General features: G+C 71.2%; 15 protein-coding genes and 1 pseudogene. 10 read left to right on the top strand and 6 right to left on the bottom strand.

The window, feature by feature from the left end; genetic code table 11:
* Positions 1-8 precede the first annotated feature (8 nt).
* The 8 genes from cysC to ACFYXB_RS07970 all read left to right on the top strand — a co-directional run bounded on the left by cysC (position 9) and on the right by ACFYXB_RS07970 (position 9,430).
* Positions 9-611, top strand: coding sequence for an adenylyl-sulfate kinase (gene cysC, locus ACFYXB_RS08005; protein WP_389579000.1), 603 nt, complete (start codon positions 9-11; stop codon positions 609-611).
* A complete protein-coding gene (cysD, locus tag ACFYXB_RS08000; protein WP_389578998.1) occupies positions 608-1,543 on the top strand; it encodes a sulfate adenylyltransferase subunit CysD in 936 nt (311 codons plus the stop codon). The genes cysC and cysD overlap by 4 nt, the downstream gene beginning before the upstream one ends.
* 2 nt (positions 1,544-1,545) lie before the next feature.
* Positions 1,546-2,874, top strand: coding sequence for a sulfate adenylyltransferase subunit 1 (locus ACFYXB_RS07995; protein ID WP_389578996.1), 1,329 nt, complete (start codon positions 1,546-1,548; stop codon positions 2,872-2,874).
* Positions 2,875-3,101: 227 nt separating this feature from the next.
* Positions 3,102-4,223, top strand: coding sequence for an aliphatic sulfonate ABC transporter substrate-binding protein (locus ACFYXB_RS07990; RefSeq protein WP_388503308.1), 1,122 nt, complete (start codon positions 3,102-3,104; stop codon positions 4,221-4,223).
* A 36-nt stretch (positions 4,224-4,259) separates the two neighbouring features.
* Complete coding sequence (locus ACFYXB_RS07985) at positions 4,260-5,039, top strand: ABC transporter ATP-binding protein (protein ID WP_351348452.1); 780 nt, start codon at positions 4,260-4,262, stop codon at positions 5,037-5,039.
* The gene (locus tag ACFYXB_RS07980) at positions 5,026-5,916 is read left to right on the top strand and encodes an ABC transporter permease (protein WP_389578993.1); all 891 of its coding nucleotides are present in this window, start codon (positions 5,026-5,028) and stop codon (positions 5,914-5,916) included. The genes ACFYXB_RS07985 and ACFYXB_RS07980 overlap by 14 nt, the downstream gene beginning before the upstream one ends.
* Positions 5,917-5,922: 6 nt before the next feature.
* Positions 5,923-6,660, top strand: coding sequence for a sirohydrochlorin chelatase (locus ACFYXB_RS07975; protein WP_389578990.1), 738 nt, complete (start codon positions 5,923-5,925; stop codon positions 6,658-6,660).
* A gap of 325 nt (positions 6,661-6,985) precedes the next feature.
* A complete protein-coding gene (locus ACFYXB_RS07970) occupies positions 6,986-9,430 on the top strand; it encodes a GTPase-associated protein 1-related protein (RefSeq protein ID WP_389578987.1) in 2,445 nt (814 codons plus the stop codon).
* Between the two features lie 68 nt (positions 9,431-9,498).
* On the opposite strand, the gene ACFYXB_RS07965 is transcribed toward ACFYXB_RS07970, so the two are convergent.
* From ACFYXB_RS07965 to ACFYXB_RS07945, 5 genes are all read right to left on the bottom strand, one after another.
* Positions 9,499-9,822, bottom strand: a complete 324-nt coding sequence (locus ACFYXB_RS07965) for a hypothetical protein (RefSeq protein ID WP_389578984.1) — start codon at positions 9,820-9,822, stop codon at positions 9,499-9,501.
* Positions 9,823-10,113: 291 nt separating this feature from the next.
* Positions 10,114-10,731, bottom strand: coding sequence for a DsbA family protein (locus ACFYXB_RS07960; RefSeq protein WP_389578982.1), 618 nt, complete (start codon positions 10,729-10,731; stop codon positions 10,114-10,116).
* A 43-nt stretch (positions 10,732-10,774) separates the two neighbouring features.
* Positions 10,775-11,389 carry a TIGR03086 family metal-binding protein gene (locus ACFYXB_RS07955; protein ID WP_389578980.1) on the bottom strand — a complete coding sequence of 205 codons (615 nt, stop codon included), beginning with the start codon at positions 11,387-11,389 and terminating at the stop codon, positions 10,775-10,777.
* A 25-nt stretch (positions 11,390-11,414) separates the two neighbouring features.
* Positions 11,415-12,437, bottom strand: a complete 1,023-nt coding sequence (locus tag ACFYXB_RS07950; RefSeq protein WP_389578977.1) for a ketopantoate reductase family protein — start codon at positions 12,435-12,437, stop codon at positions 11,415-11,417.
* 110 nt (positions 12,438-12,547) lie between these two features.
* Positions 12,548-13,093, bottom strand: a complete 546-nt coding sequence (locus ACFYXB_RS07945) for a DUF1697 domain-containing protein (RefSeq protein ID WP_351348428.1) — start codon at positions 13,091-13,093, stop codon at positions 12,548-12,550.
* Positions 13,094-13,466: 373 nt separating this feature from the next.
* On the opposite strand from ACFYXB_RS07945, the gene ACFYXB_RS07940 reads away from it, so the two are divergent.
* Entirely contained in the window at positions 13,467-15,713 is a 2,247-nt protein-coding gene (locus ACFYXB_RS07940) for an MMPL family transporter (RefSeq protein ID WP_389578974.1), read from the top strand.
* 62 nt (positions 15,714-15,775) lie between these two features.
* Here ACFYXB_RS07940 and mgt read toward each other — a convergent pair.
* Positions 15,776-17,033: pseudogene (gene mgt, locus ACFYXB_RS07935) on the bottom strand (macrolide-inactivating glycosyltransferase).
* A 92-nt stretch (positions 17,034-17,125) separates the two neighbouring features.
* Here mgt and ACFYXB_RS07930 point away from each other — a divergent pair.
* Positions 17,126-17,989 carry a phosphotransferase enzyme family protein gene (locus ACFYXB_RS07930; protein ID WP_389578972.1) on the top strand — a complete coding sequence of 288 codons (864 nt, stop codon included), beginning with the start codon at positions 17,126-17,128 and terminating at the stop codon, positions 17,987-17,989.
* The last annotated feature ends 2 nt before the right edge of the window (positions 17,990-17,991 follow it).

The following is a 17,991-nucleotide window of genomic DNA, read 5'->3' as shown; positions in this document are numbered from 1 at the left end:
CCGCTCTCATGGCATCCACAGATCCGGCTGCTACTGATGTTGCCGAAGCGACCACTTCGACCCAGGAGAATCACGTGACGACCGGAGCCACCGTCTGGCTCACGGGTCTGCCGAGTGCGGGCAAGACCACCATCGCGTACGAGCTGGCCGGCCGGCTGCGCGACGAGGGCCACCGCGTCGAGGTGCTCGACGGCGACGAGATCCGCGAGTTCATCTCGGCCGGACTCGGCTTCAGCCGTGCGGACCGGCACACCAACGTGCAGCGCATCGGCTTCCTCGCCGAACTGCTCGCCCGCAACGGCGTCAAGGCGCTCGTGCCGGTGATCGCGCCGTACGCGGACAGCCGTGACGCGGTGCGGGGGCGTCACGAGGAGAGCGGGACGACGTACCTCGAAGTCCATGTCGCCACCCCGGTCGAGGTGTGCTCGGTCCGCGATGTGAAGGGGCTGTACGCCAAGCAGGCCGCGGGCGAGCTGTCCGGCCTGACCGGCGTCGACGACCCGTACGAGGCACCCGAGTCGCCCGATCTGCGGATCGAGTCGCAGAACCAGACCGTGCAGGAGTCCGCGGCGTCCTTGTACGCCCTGCTCACCGAGAAGGGACTGGCATGACGACCGTCGTGAACGCCGCGGAGGGCACGGGCACGCCGTACGGCCTGTCGCACCTGGACGCGCTGGAGTCCGAGGCGGTGCACATCTTCCGTGAGGTGGCGGGTGAGTTCGAGCGGCCGGTGATCCTTTTCTCCGGCGGCAAGGACTCCATCGTCATGCTGCATCTGGCGCTGAAGGCGTTCGCCCCGGCGACGGTGCCCTTCTCGCTGCTGCATGTGGACACCGGACACAACTTCCCCGAGGTGCTGGCCTACCGCGACCGTGTGGTGGCCGCACATGGGCTGCGCCTCCATGTGGCCTCCGTACAGGACTACATCGACCGCGGTGTGTTGCGCGAACGCCCCGACGGCACCCGCAACCCCCTCCAGACCCTCCCGCTCACCGAGCGGATCCAGAGCGAGAAGTTCGACGCCGTCTTCGGCGGCGGCCGCCGGGACGAGGAGAAGGCCCGCGCGAAGGAGCGGGTGTTCTCGCTGCGCGACGAGTTCTCGCAGTGGGACCCGCGCCGCCAGCGCCCCGAGCTGTGGAACCTCTACAACGGCCGGCACGCGCCCGGTGAGCATGTCCGGGTCTTCCCGCTGTCCAACTGGACCGAACTGGACGTGTGGCAGTACATCGCCCGCGAGGGCATCGAACTGCCCGAGATCTACTACGCCCACGAGCGCGAGGTCTTCCAGCGCCACGGGATGTGGCTGACCGCCGGCGAGTGGGGCGGCCCGAAGGGCGGCGAGACGGTCGAGAAGCGCCAGGTGCGCTACCGGACCGTCGGTGACATGTCCTGCACGGGCGCCGTCGACTCCGACGCGACCACGCTGGACGCCGTCATCGCCGAGATCGCCGCCTCCCGGCTGACCGAGCGCGGCGCCACCCGCGCCGACGACAAGCTCTCCGAGGCCGCGATGGAAGACCGCAAGCGCGAGGGGTACTTCTAGCCATGAGCACGACCACGGAACTCACCGAGACCACGCTCCTGCGGTTCGCCACCGCGGGTTCGGTCGACGACGGCAAGTCGACGCTCGTCGGCCGTCTGCTGCACGACTCCAAGTCGGTCCTCGTCGACCAGCTGGAGGCCGTGGAGCGCGCCTCGGCGAGCCGGGGGCAGGAGGGTCCCGACCTCGCGCTGCTCACGGACGGTCTGCGGGCCGAGCGCGAGCAGGGCATCACCATCGACGTGGCGTACCGTTACTTCGCCACGCCCCGGCGGCGGTTCATCCTCGCCGACACCCCCGGCCATGTGCAGTACACCCGCAACATGGTCACCGGCGCCTCCACCGCCGAGCTGACGGTGATCCTGATCGACGCCCGCAACGGCGTCGTCGAACAGACCCGCCGGCACGCAGCCCTCGCGGCCCTGCTCCGCGTCCCGCACGTGGTCCTCGCGGTCAACAAGATGGACCTCGTCGACTACAAGGAGTCCGTGTTCGCGGCGATCGCCGAGGAGTTCACGGCGTACGCGACCGAGCTGGGCGTCCCGGAGGTCACCGCGATCCCGATCTCCGCGCTCGCCGGTGACAACGTCGTGGAGCCGTCCGCGAACATGGACTGGTACGGCGGCCCGACGGTCCTGGAGCACCTGGAGACCGTCCCGGTCAGCCACGACCTGACGCACTGCCACGCGCGGCTGCCCGTGCAGTACGTGATCCGCCCGCAGACCGCCGAGCACCCGGACTACCGCGGCTACGCGGGCCAGATCGCGGCCGGCACGTTCCACGTCGGCGAACAGGTCACCGTCCTGCCCTCGGGCCGTACGACGACGATCTCCGGCATCGACCTTCTCGGCAAGCCGGTCGACGCGGCCTGGACGACGCAGTCGGTGACGCTGCTGCTGGCAGACGACATCGACGTCTCGCGCGGCGACCTGATCGTGCCCAGCGAGGACGCGCCCGCGACCACGCAGGACGTCGAGGCGACGGTCTGCCATGTCGCGGACCAGCCGCTGACCGTCGGGCACCGGGTGCTGCTCAAGCACGGCACGCGCACGGTCAAGGCGATCGTCCGGGACATCCCGTCCCGCCTCACGCTCGACGACCTGTCCCTGCACCCGCACCCGGGACAGCTCGTCGCCAACGACATCGGCCGCGTGAAGATCCGCACCGCGGAGCCGCTGCCGGTGGACTCCTACGCCGACTCGCGGCGCACCGGCTCGTTCATCCTCATCGACCCGGCCGACGGCACCACGCTCACCGCGGGCATGGTCGGCGAGTCGTTCGCCTCCCCGGAGCCCGTCGAGGACCCGGCCGACGACGACGGGTGGGACTTCTGAGCATGAACTCCACCGATTTCTACTCGACGTTCGCGAAGGAGGGCGGCCGCGTCGGCAGCGGCGCCCTCGGCAGCGGGCAGGGCGGAGTGGCGCGATGTGCGCGATGACGTACGCGCACTGCCTGCGCGCCCTCACCCCCCACCGCTTGCGCAAAAAAAGACCTGCCGACCTCCCGGCCACGACCTGAGAAACCGTGACCAGCCGGGCCAACGAGAGGAACCCCTCCCGTGCCTGCCAACCGCTCGCCCCGTAGCACCTTCCTCCGCCGCGGCTTCGCCGTGGTCGCCGCACTGCCCCTTCTGACCCTCGCCGCCTGCGGGTACGGGTCCGACTCCAAGGACGACTCGGCGAACCAGAAGGTCGCCGCCGGGTCCAAGAAGATCGACGGTCTCGACTCCGTCAAGATCGGCTACTTCGGCAACCTGACCCACGCCACCGCTCTCGTCGGCCGTGGCCAGGGTCTCTTCCAGAAGGAGCTCGGCGCCACCAAGGCCGAGTACGCCACCTTCAACGCCGGCCCGTCGGAGATCGAGGCGCTGAACGCCGGTTCCATCGACATCGGCTGGATCGGCCCCTCCCCGGCGATCAACGGCTTCACCAAGTCCGACGGCAAGAGTCTGAAGATCATCGGCGGTTCGGCGTCCGGCGGTGTGAAGCTGGTCGTGAACCCGAAGAAGATCAAGTCGCTCAAGGACGTCAAGGGCAAGAAGATCGCGACGCCCCAGCTCGGCAACACCCAGGACGTGGCGTTCCTCAACTGGATCGCCGACCAGGGCTGGAAGGTCGACGCGCAGAGCGGCAAGGGTGACGTCACGGTCGTCCGCAGCGACAACAAGGTGACCCCGGACGCGTTCAAGGCCGGTTCCATCGACGGTGCCTGGGTGCCGGAGCCGACCGCGTCCAAGCTGGTCGCCGAGGGCGGCAAGACGATTCTCGACGAGTCCACGCTGTGGCCCGACAAGAAGTTCGTGATCACGAACATCATCGTGTCGCAGAAGTTCCTCGCCGCGCACCCGAAGGCCGTCGAGGCGGTGCTGAAGGCCTCGGTCGAGACCAACAAGTGGATCAACGCCAACCCGGATCAGGCGAAGGCCGCGGCGAACAAGCAGCTGGGCATCGACTCGGGCAAGGAGCTGCCGGCCGACGTCCTGGACTCGGCGTGGAAGTCCATCCAGATCACCAACGACCCGCTGGCCTCCACCCTCAACACCGAGGCGGACCACGCGGTCAAGGCAGGTCTGCTGGAGAAGCCCGACCTGAACGGCATCTACGACCTGACCATCCTCAACAAGGTCCTCAAGGCCGAGGGCGACAGCCCGGTCGACGCCGCCGGTCTCGGCACCAGCTGACCCCACGACCCGACGAGTTCCCAGGAGGTGACGACCATGGCCACGACTCTCGCCAAGGCCGAGGAGTCGGTCGAGCACGCGGCACGCATCGAGCACGTCTCGAAGTCCTTCGCCAATCCGGGCGGGCAGCAGCTCGTCCTGGACGACATCAGCATCGATGTCGCGCCGGGCGAGTTCGTCACCCTCCTGGGGGCCTCGGGCTGCGGCAAGTCCACGCTGCTGAACCTGGTGGCGGGCCTCGACGAGCCCACCGCCGGCGCCATCACGACGGACGGGCGCCCCGCCCTGATGTTCCAGGAGCACGCGCTGTTCCCATGGCTGACCGCGGGCAAGAACATCGAACTCGCCCTGAAACTGCGGGGAGTTCCCAAGAACGAGCGGCGCGGCAAGGCCGAGGAGCTGCTCGAACTCGTACGACTGAAAGGCGCGTACGGCAAGCGGGTGCACGAGCTGTCGGGCGGTATGCGCCAGCGTGTGGCGCTGGCCCGGGCGCTCGCGCAGGAGAGCAACCTGCTGCTGATGGACGAGCCGTTCGCCGCTCTCGACGCCATCACCCGGGACGTGCTGCACGACGAACTGACCCGGATCTGGCAGGAGACCGGCCTGTCCGTCCTGTTCGTCACGCACAACGTGCGCGAGGCGGTGCGGCTGGCGCAGCGGGTGATCCTGCTGTCCTCGCGGCCGGGCCGTATCGCCCACGAGTGGACGGTCGGCATTCCGCAGCCGCGCCGGATCGAGGACGCGCCGGTGGCCGAACTGTCCCTCGAGATCACCGAAGTACTGCGTGGGGAGATCCGCCGTCATGGCCAGCACTGAGACGAAGACGACGGACAGCTCCGGTCTGGCCGGCATCGAGGCGGGCCTGGACGCGCTGGAGTCCTCGGTCACGCGCCGTACGCCGTTCCGGCAGACCTTCGTCAACAAGATCCTGCCGCCGATCATCGCGGTCGCCGTGGTCCTGGTGGTCTGGCAGGGGCTCATCTCCTTCGAGATCGTCACCGATCCGTCCAAACTGCCGTCGCCGTCGGCGGTGTGGCACACCCTCCAGGACGCTTGGCTGAAGGGCACCCTGCTCGGCTACATCTGGACGAGCGTCTCGCGCGGTCTGCTGGGCTTCCTGTTCGCCCTGGTCATCGGCACCCCGCTGGGGCTGCTCGTGGCACGGGTGAGGTTCGTGCGCGCGGCCATCCACCCAATCCTGTCCGGTCTGCAGTCGCTGCCGTCGGTGGCGTGGGTGCCGCCGGCCGTGATCTGGCTGGGCCTGAACAACTCGATGATGTACGCGGTGATCCTGCTCGGCGCCGTCCCCTCGATCGCCAACGGTCTGGTGTCCGGCGTCGACCAGGTGCCGCCGCTCTTCCTGCGGGCGGGCCGCACGATGGGCGCGACGGGCCTGAAGGGCACCTGGCACATCACGCTGCCGGCCGCGCTGCCCGGGTATGTGGCGGGCCTCAAGCAGGGCTGGGCGTTCTCGTGGCGCTCGCTGATGGCCGCGGAGATCATCGCCTCGTTCCCCGATCTCGGCGTGGGCCTGGGCCAGTTGCTGGAGAACGGCCGCAACGCCAGTGACATGGCGATGGTGTTCGAGGCTATCCTGCTCATCCTGTTCGTCGGCATAGCGATCGACCTGCTGATCTTCAGCCCGCTGGAGCGGTGGGTGCTGCGCAGCCGCGGTCTCCTCGTCAAGAGCTGATCGCCCATGCACAGGCCGGTTCTTCTCGTCATCGCCCACGGCAGCCGCGACCCGCGGCACGCCGCGACCGTGCACGCCCTCGTACGGCGGGTGCGGTCGCTGCGGCCGGGTCTGCGCGTGGAGACCGGCTTCCTGGACTTCAACGTCCCGTCCGTGCACGGGCTACTGGAGTCCCTGGCGGCTCAGGGCGTACGGGACGTGGTGGCCCTGCCGTTGTTGCTGACCCGCGCCTTCCACGCGAAGGCCGACATCCCGGCGGTCCTGCGGGACGCGCCGGCCCGGCTGCGGATCCGGCAGGCCGAGGTGCTCGGCCCGTCGCCGCTGCTGCTGTCGGCCCTGGAACGGCGCCTGTACGAGGCGGGACTCACGCTCGCCGACAAGTCCTCGACCGGGGTCGTCCTGGCCTCGGCGGGGTCGACGGACCCGGAGGCGATCGCGGTGATCGCCGACATCGCGCGGGAGTGGTGGCACACCGGTTGGTGCGCCGTGCGACCCGCGTTCGCCTCCGCATCGCTGCCCCGCACCGAGGACGCGGTCCGTGAGCTGCGGGCGGCGGGCTGTGCGCGGGTCGCCGTCGCGCCGTACGTCCTGGCCCCCGGCTTCCTGCCGGACCGCATCGCGCGGGGCGCGACGGAGGCGGACGTACTGGCCGATGTACTGGGCCCCGCGCCCGAGGTGGCACGACTGCTGCTGGAGCGGTACGACGCGGCCCGCGTCCCGTCGTTGACGGCCCTGGGCGCCTGACCCGACGCCCCAGACGACCCACCAGGCTCCGACCTGCTCGGATTCCCCGAAAACCCTTCCTGGCCCCGGCCGTATCTGCTGGGATGGTCCCTGGAGAACCGGCGGGGGAGAGCAGTTCGCGTGGCGGTCGTGAGTTCGGGCATCACCTGGGCTGCCACGGTGGGCAACGCTCTCGGTGCCGCAGGCTGCGACGCCGGACTCGAAGAACCGTCCCCCCGCGATCATGGTGGTGCGCTGAGCCCATGACGACCGTCATCCGCCCCTCGTGCTTCGACCGCGCGTCGGCACTGCTTCCGGTCCGTACGGCGGGGAAGGGGCGCGCCGAGTGAGTCTCGCCCAGCTGCACTACACCTCGGCGCCGCCCGGACCCGACGGGTCGGGGTTCCGGTTCACCGCGGTCAGCTCCGGCGTCCCGGCGACGCTGCTGCGGGAGGCGGAGCAGCTCATCGGGTACGAACCCCCGCACGACGGCCCGGACGGTCCCGCCGAGCAGCTGAAAGGCTTCCCGACGGCCCTCAGCTTCAGCGAACTCTCCGACGGGGGACGGCTGCTCAGCCGGTCCGTCTACACCGGCACGGACCACGGGGGACGACCGGGGAACTTCCACGCGCACGCCCTCCATCTGCCGTCCGGTGCGCGGCTGCCGGACGGGGCGCTGCCGATCACCGCGTGGGAGTCGCCGCGCTGGGCCGAGGCCACGCCGCCGGAGGGGCGGCCGGTGCCGATCGAGCGGTTCGAGCCGTCCGGGCTGCTGCGCAAGGAGGGGCTGGTGGTGTTCGCGCGGTCCCGGGCGGACCGGCTCGCCCCCTTCTTCGCGGACCTGCGGGCGCTCGTCGGCCGAGCGGACGCCCGGCAGCTCGTCGTCGTGGAGCGGGACAGCGCCGACGTCGCCCTGTGGATCGCCCTCGCCTGCACAGTGCTGCCGCGCGAGCAGGCTCACGCGCTGACCTTCACCACATACACGCGCCGGCCACGGCAGGCCCGGCAGCAGATCATCGGGGCGCTGCCGTCCTCGGAGCCGGTCGGCGACGACCACCGCTTCCGGGTGCACGACTGCACGGCACGCGCCGACACGGAGCCGGTCACCGACACCTGGGCCGACCTGTGGGCCCGCATCTGGTCCGCGGGCCGCCCCGACCTGTTCCGCGACGCGCCCGACGATCTGGGCGGCCTCGCGGCGACGGCCCTGACGTCGGACATCGCCCTGCGGTCGGACGCCCGAGCGGCGGCCGCCCGCTGGACCACGGACCAGGCGTTCGCTCTTCCCGAGGAGCGGCTGCGGGAGCTGGTGGAGCGGTTGTGCGGGGACGGAGTCGGCCGGCTGGACGCATACGGCCGGTCCGCCGACGGTGCCACGGCGGACACCGAACTCGTCGCGCTGGCAGATCTGTTGGAGCGGCTGGACGGGAACGTACCGACCGCCGTGTCCGCTCCGCTCGCCGCGCGGGTGCTGGCCTCGGGCGTGAGTGGGCGGGGTCCGGTGCCCGTACTGCGGGCCGGGTCGCTGACGCCGCAGGCACAGACCGAGCTGGCCCGCGACCTCGCCTACGACCTGCGGGCCGGCATCGCGGACGCCACCGAGCCCGCCGCCGGACGGCCCCTGGCCCTGCTCCGGGCCGCCGACCTGCTCGACGTGGACTGCCAGGACGAACTCCCGGACTTCGCGGGCCGCCTCGCCCGGGGCCTGGTGGGCGTGGACGAGACGGCCGGGAATGCGCGGCGTGCAGCCGCGGACCCGGCCGCCCCCGTCTGTCCCCCCGCCCTCCTCGAAGCCGTACACGGGCACCCCGCCCTTCGCATCGCCCTCTTCGAGGCCCTGAACACGCTCGCCGCCGCCGATCCGCCGGCGGCCACGCGGCGGTTGGCGGGATCGGGGCTCCCCGTCGAGTTGCCGCCCGCGTTCCCTCATCTGCGGATGTGCGTCGCCGGGGCCGGGACCTCCGGCGACCGGCTCGGCCGGTTCCACGGCTTGCTGCGCACGGCCGGGGTCTCGCCGCACGCCGAACCGGCCGTGCTGCGCACCGCGTTCCGCCTGGTCTGGCCGGACGGGCCGCCCACCGGCCGGGAGGCGAGCCTGCTGCTCAACCAACTGGGTTCCGACACCCACCGGATGGCCGGCACCCGGGACCTGCTGATCGGGGCGGCCCTCGCCGCACCGGCCGACGATCCCGACGTACCGCCACTCGCGACAGATCTGCTGCGCTCGTTCACCGGGGAGCTGCGCCGCGCCTACCAGGCGCCGCTGCATCTGCTGGAGTTCGCGGGGCTGCTCGGCACGGACCGCGAGGGCGAGGAGTGGGTGAGCCGTGCGCTGGCGCTCCGGGACGGCGTGCCCGAACCCGTCCCGGAACCGGTCATGGAGCGGGTGTTCGAGGCCCTCGCGCGGCGGCTGCTGACCGCGCCGGTGCCGGAGAGCGAGCTGTACGCCCTGGCCCGCTCCGGTGATCGGGGGCTGCTCGCGGCGTACGAGCGGGAGGCCCGCGAGGAGCGGGTCGGCGACCGGCTGCGCGTCGTGCCGTCGTACGTCGCCGCCTGTTTCTGCGACTGGAGCGCGTACCCGGGGACGCATCCCTCGTGGGACGCGACGCGGACGACGCTGCTGTCCAAGGTGCTGCGGCCGGTCGTGCGGGTGCTGCCCCCCGCGGACCGGGCCACGGTGGAGGAGGCGCTGGCCCGCGCGGGTCGGGGCAAGCTGGACGCGTTCCACGCGTGGAACCGCCCCGGCGCCCTGGGCCGCCTCGCGGGCCGACTCACGGGTCGCGGCCGGTGACAGCCGCCAACGCGGCGTTGTCCGGCGAAGGTTGCCGGGCGTGACGCCGTGACACGGGCCCCGACGGGTTACAGCCCCAGGGCGTGGGTCAGTTCCTGGACGAGTGCCAGGGAGCCGGTGCCCGCCGTGACGCCGATGCCGATCGTGTCCAGGGAGGAGCGGATACGGCCCTTGTTGGCGCCGCGGCCGTCCGGGGCGGCCTGTGTCAGCTCGTCCCGGATGATCTCGCCATAGCCGATGAGCGCCGGGGCCTCGCTGCGCAGCCGCTCGACGAGCTGCTCCGCGAGGCGCAGCACGGCCGCCGTGCCGGCTCCTTTGTGGGTCTCGACGGGGCCGTGGTCGCTGAAGTCGCCGAGCCCGTCCACGTCCCCGTGGAAGTCGTACATGCTCATTGTCCTGTCCTCGCTCCGAGTACCGGGACCGCTGACCTGCCCCTCCAGCGGATGTGCGCGCCTCACCCTAGGGACAACCCGGGTGGTCTGTCCTGGAGTTCACGCGTCTTGAACCCGACAGGGGCTACTGAGCGAGGAGGGCCGTCCCGGTCCGGTACTCCCCTGCGATACCGGGCCGTGGACGACCGGAGGGCCGTCACTTCTCGCAGGACGGCTCCTTGTACTGCGCCACTGGCGTCGTATGTGTCACAGTGCGCTTCTGGTACATCACTGTCAGGGGTCGAATTCCGGTCAGTCGAAGGACAGTCCCCCGGTGCGGGTGCGCTTGAGTTCGAAGACGTCCGGGTGGGTGGCCAGAACCCGGAAGCTGTCGAAGAGTTCGACGGCCGCCGCGCCGCGCGGGACGGCGCGCAGGACGGGGCCGAACCACACCGTGCCGTCGACATGGAGGGTGGGCGTGCCCACATAGCCGCCCGAGTCGGGTTCGGCGCCGGCGTCGTGGCTGCGGCGTACCGCGTCGTCGTACGACGGATCGTGGGCGGCGGCGGCCAGGTCTGCGGGCAGCCCGAGTTCGGCGAGGGACTCGGCGATCACCGCGTCGAAGTCCTTGTTGCCGTGCACATGGATCCGGGTGCCGAGCGCGGCGTACAGGTCGCGCAGGATCGTGTCGCCGTGGTGTTCGGCGGCGGCCGCCGCGACCCTGACCGGGCCGATCGAGCGATCGACCAAGTCCCGGTACCAGTCCGGGAGTTCGTTGCCGGTGTTGTGCAGATACAGGCTCATCACATGGAAGCGGAGGTCGAGCGCGCGGCTGCGCTCGACCTCCAGCAGCCAGCGGGAGGTGATCCAGGCGAAGGGGCAGGCCGGGTCGACGTACATGTCGACCCTGGTGGTCTCGGAACGCGTCATGGCGACGACGTTACGGCGCCAGTGGCCCAGGATCCCGACCCAATCAGCCACGTTTCGACTGGTCCATTCCGTCGACCGCCCGCTGTCGCGGGTCCCGGCCGCTGGCGGCCAGTGCCCGGTCGAAGACGGGCGCGTCGGCGGGCACGGGCACCGGGTCGGCGAAGCCGTCGTACTGGCGGTAGAGGTCGCCATGGGTCTCCACCACGTCGAGGACGAGCCGGCCGGCGCCCTCCGAGACGCGGTACTCCTGGCCGGTGGCGGTGGCGACGTCCCAGCCGTGCACCGCCAGCTCCTTGATGATCATCGAGGCGATTTCGGCGGCCGGCATCTTTGCCATGCCCAGGTCGACGTCACCCTCCCACACCGCCGGGTCCGCCCAGGCGGCGACGGCCCGGTCCAGCTGGGCGGCGTACGCCTCCGCCCAGTCCGCGTCGGCGGTGAAGTCGCGTTTGGTCAGCTCCTCGGGGAGCTGCTTGCGCAGGGCGCGGTGCTCCAGGCCGTACGAGGTGTAGAGGACCCAGTGGTTGACGAGGGCGCGGACGTCCCATGCGGGGCAGTGCGTGGGGTCGTCGAGCCGCGCGGCCGGGACGCCGCGCGCGACGCGGGCCGCCTCGGCGGCGCATTCGATCAGGTACGGGTGCAGGTCGTCGTACGTCATGCGCCCCACGCTAGGCAGCGTCCGCTCAGGCCTCTTGAACAAACGCGACAGCGTCGTCCGCCAGCCGCGTCAGCTCGGCGACCGGCAGGGACCCGGCGGCCCGCCGCTCCCGCGCGAAGGTGTTGGCCAGCCGCTGGAGCAGCTCGTTCAGCGGGGTCGGCACGCCGTGCAGCCGGCCCAGTAGGACGATCTCGCCGTTGAGGTAGTCGGCCTCGATGGTGCCGGTGCCCCGGGTGAGGGACTGCCAGGAGGAGCCGCCGCCGCGCGGGGCGCCGGCCAGCGGGACGAGGGTGACCTTGTCGCCGCGCACCGCGGCCTGCTCCGCCTCGCGCGCGTAGGCGATCCCGGCGGCGTCGAGCACGGCCTCGCCCTCGGCGCGCACGCGCGCGTAGAGCGCCTGGGATTCCTCGCCCACGATCGGTCCGGCGACCGCCTCCAGCGCGTTGGCGAGGTTGCTGAGCAGCTTGGCGTACTGCCAGCGCGCCACGTCCGCCACCACCGGCGCCTCGAAGTGCGCCGTCTCGAGGTCGGCGGCGATGCGCCGGGCGGTGTCGTCGGTGCCGTGCGGACACCGGCCGAGATGGAGGATCCCGGTGAGCGGGGTGCCGGCGGCGGAGACCACGCCGGGTTCCACGAATGTCGCGGGCAGCCAGACGCAGACGCCGTACACGTGCCGGAAGCGGCGCAGCGCGAGGCGACCGCTCTCCACGCCGTTCTGCGCGCACAGCAGCGGCAGCCGCTCGGCCGCTGTGCCGCCGCCCGCCACCGGTACGGGTCCCCAGGTCTCCAGGGCGGCCTCGGCGTCCTGGGTCTTCACGGCCAGCAGCAGCACGTCGTCGGCGCGCAGCGTGCCGAGCGGCGCAGGGCCGTCGACCACGGCCGTCCGGTACGTCGACTCGCCCTCCGGCACCCGCAGCCGCAGCCCGCCCTCGCTGAGCGCCGCGTACTGCTTGCCCCGCGCGACCAGCACGACCTCGTGCCCGGCCTGCGCGAGCCGCCCACCGACGGCACCGCCGACGGCCCCTGCCCCGATGATGATGTAGCGCATGGAATAGAGCCTCGCACAACCGTCCGGCTCGACCCTGCCCCTGGGTCAAGGGGGAGCGTCCGACTGCGGCGAGCTTCTCTCGCTCGCCCCCTACCTCGGTCCGCGCACGGTCACGCTGCCGTCAACTCCACGAGTTTGACGACCGTGTTCCAGTTGCGGCTCGTCGCGATCAGGCCCTTGTTGATGCGCGGCTTGGCCAGGTGTTCGGCGAGTTTGGAGCGGCCGAGGCCGTCGGGGGCGTACAGGTACAGGGCGCGGTCGCCCAGGCGGAACTCCTCGGGGTGGTACGCCTTCGGGTCGATCTCCGCGAAGCGTTCCGCGTCGACGGGGCCGGAGAAGTACGTCACGTGGAGCTGCTTGGGCTCCAGTTCGGCGGCCGGGAAGGGGCAGGCCTCGGCGATCGCATTGAGGTAGGCGTGATCGCGCACGATCACGTCGACAGCGAAGCCGAACCGTTCCTCGATCGTCCGCGCCAACTCGGCGGCCAGGGACTCCTCGTCGCCGCCGTCGGTGGTGAACACGGCCTGTCCGCTCTGGAGATGGGTGCGTACGCCGATGTGCCCCAGGCCCTCCATGAGCTGCCGCAGCTCGGCCATCGGGAGCTTCTTCTTGCCGCCCACGTTGATTCCGCGCAGCAGCGCCGCATACGTCGTCATCCGGACACCATAGAGCGGCCGCCGTGCCCCGTGGGGGTGGGCACGGCGGCCGCGCGCCCGTGGTCCGGGCTGGGCGAAACTCTCGCTGATGGAGGGGGCCCGGAGCAACACCTACACGCAGCTGTGACTTGTTCAACAAAGTTTCTTAATCGCAAAGTGGATCTCTGCCGACGCAACGGACACCCTGATCAACATCCCCGGGAAGCCCGGATAGATGTAAGGGCCCGGCATCATCCCCAGAGGCGAGAGGGCCGTGCCGTACTTCACCGGGCAGCACGAGGAGACGCGCTTATCCGGCCCATACCTTCGAATCGGAACGAAGCGAAGTCGTGGCGGCCGGGGTCCGTCACCGCACGGAGGGGGCAAACCCGTCATGGGGAACGGAGATTCGCGGGTGCGGGGCCTGGCCGCCCGGGCCGGCGGCTGGAGCGCCCGGCACCGCTGGGCGGCCGTCGGCATCTGGCTGCTGTTCGTGGTGCTGGCGATGGGACTGGGGTCGGCCGCGGGCCGGGTCGACGTCAATGAGAGCGACCAACTGAAGGGCGAGACGCACACCGCCGCGCAGATCATCGACGACGCGGGGATCAAGGAGCCCGCCGGTGAGACGGTCCTGATCCAGTCCAAGGAAGGCGCCGTCAAAGCCACCGACCCGGAGTTCCGGGCGGCCGTCGCCGATGTCGTCAAGGCCGTGGACGGGACCGGCAAGGTCACGGACATCACGTCGCCGTACGCCACGAAGACCATCTCGAAGGACGGCCGCAGCGCGCTGATCCAGTTCGACATGCGCGGCGACGCGGACACCGCCGCCGACCGCGTCGAGCCGGTGCTGAACGCCGTGGCCGGGGTTCAGAAGGAGCACGGGTCGCTGCGGATCGAGGAGATCGGCGGCGCCAGCATGAACAAGCAGTACCAGGACGCCTTCGGGGACGACTTCCAGAAGGCCGAGCTCTCCGCGGTACCGGTGGCCCTCGGCATTCTGCTCATCGCCTTCGGCGCGCTGGTCGCCGCGCTGCTGCCGGTGGGACTCGCGATCACCGCGATCATGGCCACGATGGGCCTGATGGGCATCGTCAGCCATCTGCAGCCGATGAGCGACACCGCCAACTCCGTGATGCTGCTTGTCGGTCTGGCGGTCGGCGTCGACTACTGCCTCTTCTATCTGCGCCGGGAGCGCGAGGAGCGCCAGGCCGGCCGGGATGCACAGACCGCGCTGCGGATCGCCGCCGCCACCAGCGGCCGGGCGATCATCGTCTCCGGTGTCACCGTGTGCGTGGCGATGGCGGGCATGCTGTTCACCGGGCTCGCCGAGTTCGAGGCGATGGGCCTGGCCTCGCTGATGGTCGTGGCGGTCGCCATGGTCGGCTCCGTGACGGTGCTGCCCGCGCTCCTCTCGCTCCTCGGCGAGCGGGTCGAGAAGGGGCGGATCCCGTTCCTGCGCCGCCGCGCCCGCACCGGCGGCTCCTCGGAGAGCCGGTTCTGGACCGCTGTGCTGCGGGGCGTGCTGGCGAAGCCGGTGATCTCCGTGGTCGTCGCTGTGGGCGCGCTGCTCGCGGTGGCCGCCCCCGCCCTCGGGATGAAGACCTCGCAGCTCACGCTGGATCAGGAGTTCGGCGACAAGCTGCCCATCGTGCAGACCTACAACCGCGTCAACGACGCCTTCCCCGGCGGCTCCGAGCCGGCCGAGGTGGTCGTCAAGGCCAAGGACATCAACGCTCCCGAGGTACGCCAGGCGCTGGCCGACTTCCGTCAGCGGGCCATCGACTCGGGCGCCTCGCGCGGTCCCGTCGACATCAAGCTGCACGACGCGCAGAACGTCGCCCTCGTCTCCGTGCCGCTCGTCGGCGGCTCCGACATGGACAAGGCGGAGAAGAGCCTGGAGAAGCTGCGCGACGAGGTACGGCCCGCCACGCTCGGCAAGATCGACAGCGTCCAGGCGCCGATCACCGGAAACGTCGCCGGCTCCCACGACTTCAACGACCAGCTGGTCGGCTCCGTGGTCCCGGTCTTCGCCTTCGTCGTGGTCTTCGCCTTCCTGCTGATGCTGCTGTCGTTCCGCTCGCTGACCGTCGCGATCACGTCGATCGTGCTCAACCTGCTGTCGGTGGGCGCGGCCTACGGCATCCTCGTGGCCGTCTTCCAGCACGGCTGGGGCGCCTCGCTGGTGGGCGCGGAAGGTGTCGGCGCGATCGTCACCTGGCTGCCGCTGTTCCTGTTCGTGATCCTGTTCGGCCTGTCCATGGACTACCACGTGTTCGTGGTCTCCCGGATCCGCGAGGCGCGCCAGAGGGGCCGTACGACGAAGGACGCGATCCAGCACGGTGTCGTCACCACAGCGGGTGTCGTCACCAGCGCCGCGGTCATCATGGTCGCCGTGTTCGCGATCTTCGGCACGCTGTCCATGCAGTCCATGAAGCAGATGGGCGTGGGCCTCGCGGCCGCGGTGCTCATCGACGCGACGGTCATCCGGGGCGTGCTGCTGCCCGCGGTGATGGCGCTGCTGGGTGAGCGCAACTGGTATCTGCCGAAGTGGCTCCACCGGCTGCCCGACCTCACCCACGACGAGCCGCCGGAGGAACTGGCACCGGCGGTGCCGGACGAGGGCAAGCTGCTGCGGGTCTGAGCGTCACGAAAGGCCTTGTCGCGAGGGCCCGTTGGTCTCCCGAGGAGCCGACGGTCCCTCACTCATGCCCGGCGTGCGGGAAGTTCCGCCTCGATGAGGTCGGCCGCGCGTCGGGTACCGCCTTCCTCGGCCATTCCGGCCTGAATTCCCTTGAGCCGCCTGGCCACTTCGGGGTCGTCGACGAGCACGAGGGCGGTGGCGCGGAGCGCGTCGGCGGTGGCCTCCTCGGTGGGCAGATACCGGGCCACGCCCAGGGCCTGGAGCAACTCGGCGTTGCCGAACTGGTCCACGGCCTGCGGCACGGCGATCATCGGCGTGGCCGTGGCCAGCCCCTCCTGGCTGCCGCCCGCACCGGCGTGCGTCACGAACAGGTCGGCCTGCCTCAGGACGGCCAACTGCGGGACCCAGGAACGCACTTCCACGTTCGCCGGTACGTCGCCCAGCTCGGCGGGGTCGACATGCCTGCCGATCTGGAGAACGAGGTGCCAGCCGGGCAGGTCCCCGAACGCCGCCACGCACTCCCGGTAGAAGGCGGGCTGCTTGGTGAACGCCGACCCGAGCGACACCAGCGCCACCTTCTCGGCACCGGCCGGCCGCCGCCAGTCGCCCTGTTCGGCACGGTCGCCCTGACAGGCACCGACGAAGCTGTGGACCCGCTCGTCGACCCGGTCGGCGTGGGGCTGGAGCGCCCTGGGGATGAGGACGAGGGAGCGGGCCGGGCGGCCGACGAACGGGTCCGGGTGCTCGGTGATCCCGTTGTCGGCCAGCCAGGCCTCGAAGCGGGCGTAGTAGGCCCGGCCGCGCTCGATCCTCCTCGGCTCCGCCCACATCGGCTCGGCCACCTCCTCCTCGTAGCCGTCCCAGGCGACGAGGTTCGGCGAGAGCGAGATCGCGGGCACGCCCCAGCGGTGGGCGAGGACACGCGCCGGATAGGAGGTGATGTCGTGCAGCACGAGATCGGGCACGCCGACGCCCGAGTCACTCTCGTACGCCTCGATGAGCTGCGGGAGCGCCTGGATCGCGTCGTCCAGGAAGGGCTCCACGTTGTCCAGCAGGGTGCTGCCCCAGGCGTCGGGATCGGCGTCGGGCGAGGGCAGGACGGAGGTGTACGGCACCGGACGGGCCCCGGTCTCGGCCACCTTCTCGGCGAACAGCGGCGGAATCGCGTACGTGACGCGGTGCCCCCGCGCGACGAGCTCGCGGATCACCTCCAGGCTCGGGTTCACATGGCCGTGGGCCGCGATGGAGAACATGGCGATGTGTGCGGGAGTGGTCATGGCGTCGAGGCTAGGCGAGACGATACGTCTCGTGCAATTCGATTACCGGGTCAGCGCTGGTAGCGGGCCGACACCAGGTCCGACCTGTACGAATGCGAGACTGGTCCGGTTCGGGATCAGACACGGAGGCGGACGATGGACGAGGCGCGGGCCCGGGACGTACTGGCCGCGACGGGCGCGCTGCCGGGTCCGGCGCGGGACGCGCGGCTCCTCGCCCTGGGCGAGAACGCGGTGTTCGCGGCCGGTGGCCTCGTCGTCAAGGTCGGCCGGGACGCCGCACTCCTGGACCGGGCGCGGCGCGAGCTGGAGGTCGCCGGCTGGCTGGCCGAGGCGGGCGTGCCGGCGGTGCGCGCGGCCGAGCCCGAGCCGCTGCTGGTCGAGGGGCACCCGGTGACCGTGTGGCACCGGCTGCCCGACGCCGTACGGCCGGCCGAACCACGGGATCTGGCCGAACTGCTACGCCTCGTGCACGCTCTCCCCTCCCCCTCCTTCGTGCTGCCGCCCCGCGATCTGCTGGGCGGTGTGGAGCGCTGGCTGCGGCTCGCGGTCGACGCGATCGACCCTGCGGACGCGGCGTATCTGCGCGAGCGCCGCGACGGTTTCGCGGCGGCCGCGGCCGCACTGACGCCGCAGTTGCCGCCGGGCCCGATCCACGGCGACGCGCTGCCCCGCAATGTGCTGGTCGGCCCCGACGGACCGGTCCTGGTCGACCTGGAGACCTTCTCGTCCGACCTGCGCGAGCACGACCTGGTGGTCATGGCCCTCTCCCACGACCGCTACGGCCTGCCCACCGAGGCCTACGACTCCTTCACCGAGGCATACGGCTGGGACGTACGCGCGTGGAAGGGCTGCTCGGTGCTGCGCGGCGCGCGCGAGACGGCCAGCTGCGCCTGGGTCGCCCAGCACGCGCCGAGCAACCCGAAGGCGCTGACCGAGTTCGAGCGCCGGGTGGCGTCCCTGCGGGACGGGGACGAGACGGTGCGGTGGTACTCGTTCTGAGC

It is taken from the genome of Streptomyces sp. NPDC002619, from assembly GCF_042889305.1.
In the GTDB taxonomy this organism is placed as follows: Bacteria; Actinomycetota; Actinomycetes; order Streptomycetales; family Streptomycetaceae; genus Streptomyces.
This window is presented reverse-complemented; position numbering and strand designations above follow the sequence as displayed.

What these genes read in the sequence shown, in the direction of transcription:
- cysC (WP_389579000.1), top strand. Translation starts at nt 9, where the DNA reads ATGGCATCCACAGATCCGGCTGCTACTGATGTTGCCGAAGCGACCACT.
- cysD (WP_389578998.1), top strand. Translation starts at nt 608, where the DNA reads ATGACGACCGTCGTGAACGCCGCGGAGGGCACGGGCACGCCGTACGGC.
- ACFYXB_RS07995 (WP_389578996.1), top strand. Translation starts at nt 1,546, where the DNA reads ATGAGCACGACCACGGAACTCACCGAGACCACGCTCCTGCGGTTCGCC.
- ACFYXB_RS07985 (WP_351348452.1), top strand. Translation starts at nt 4,260, where the DNA reads ATGGCCACGACTCTCGCCAAGGCCGAGGAGTCGGTCGAGCACGCGGCA.
- ACFYXB_RS07980 (WP_389578993.1), top strand. Translation starts at nt 5,026, where the DNA reads ATGGCCAGCACTGAGACGAAGACGACGGACAGCTCCGGTCTGGCCGGC.
- ACFYXB_RS07975 (WP_389578990.1), top strand. Translation starts at nt 5,923, where the DNA reads ATGCACAGGCCGGTTCTTCTCGTCATCGCCCACGGCAGCCGCGACCCG.
- ACFYXB_RS07965 (WP_389578984.1), bottom strand. Translation starts at nt 9,822, where the DNA reads ATGAGCATGTACGACTTCCACGGGGACGTGGACGGGCTCGGCGACTTC.
- ACFYXB_RS07960 (WP_389578982.1), bottom strand. Translation starts at nt 10,731, where the DNA reads ATGACGCGTTCCGAGACCACCAGGGTCGACATGTACGTCGACCCGGCC.
- ACFYXB_RS07955 (WP_389578980.1), bottom strand. Translation starts at nt 11,389, where the DNA reads ATGACGTACGACGACCTGCACCCGTACCTGATCGAATGCGCCGCCGAG.
- ACFYXB_RS07950 (WP_389578977.1), bottom strand. Translation starts at nt 12,437, where the DNA reads ATGCGCTACATCATCATCGGGGCAGGGGCCGTCGGCGGTGCCGTCGGT.
- ACFYXB_RS07945 (WP_351348428.1), bottom strand. Translation starts at nt 13,093, where the DNA reads ATGACGACGTATGCGGCGCTGCTGCGCGGAATCAACGTGGGCGGCAAG.
- ACFYXB_RS07940 (WP_389578974.1), top strand. Translation starts at nt 13,467, where the DNA reads ATGGGGAACGGAGATTCGCGGGTGCGGGGCCTGGCCGCCCGGGCCGGC.
- ACFYXB_RS07930 (WP_389578972.1), top strand. Translation starts at nt 17,126, where the DNA reads ATGGACGAGGCGCGGGCCCGGGACGTACTGGCCGCGACGGGCGCGCTG.